1 pseudogene is annotated in these 414 nt (G+C 68.8%); it reads left to right on the top strand.

The features are described 5' to 3' along the window. Nucleotides 1-414, top strand: a pseudogene (locus G3446_RS27320) (hypothetical protein); the annotation flags it as partial.

Below are 414 nucleotides of genomic sequence, written 5' to 3'. Positions count from 1 at the left end.
TTGCTGCGCAACTTTGTCGCCTTTCTGGATGCCAACGAGGCGCCCTACATCACCCAGGCGTTGGCGGTTCGCTGGGCCGAGCAACCCACCGACGCGCAGCCAGCCACCTGGGCGGGACGCCTGGGCATGGTCCGCGGCTTCGCCCGCTGGCGCCGCGTGAGCGATCCGCGCACCGAGGTCCCGGCGGATGGCCTGCTGTCTGAGCGCTATCACCGCCACTCCCCGTACCTGTACAGCGACGAGGAGATCGAGCGGCTGCTGGGCGCGGCCGCCGAGCTGCCCTCCGCCAACGGCTTGAGGGCCTGCAGCTACGCGACGCTGTTTGGCCTGCTGGCCGTCACGGGCCTGCGGGTGAGCGAAGCGCTTATGCTCGATCGTGCGGATGTCGATTTGGCGCAAGGACTCCTGACCATC

It is taken from the genome of Thiorhodococcus minor (assembly GCF_010820565.1).
Taxonomy (GTDB): domain Bacteria; phylum Pseudomonadota; class Gammaproteobacteria; order Chromatiales; family Chromatiaceae; genus Thiorhodococcus; species Thiorhodococcus minor.
The sequence above is the reverse complement of the archived record's forward strand: the minus strand, read 5'-3'. Positions and strand labels throughout refer to the sequence as shown.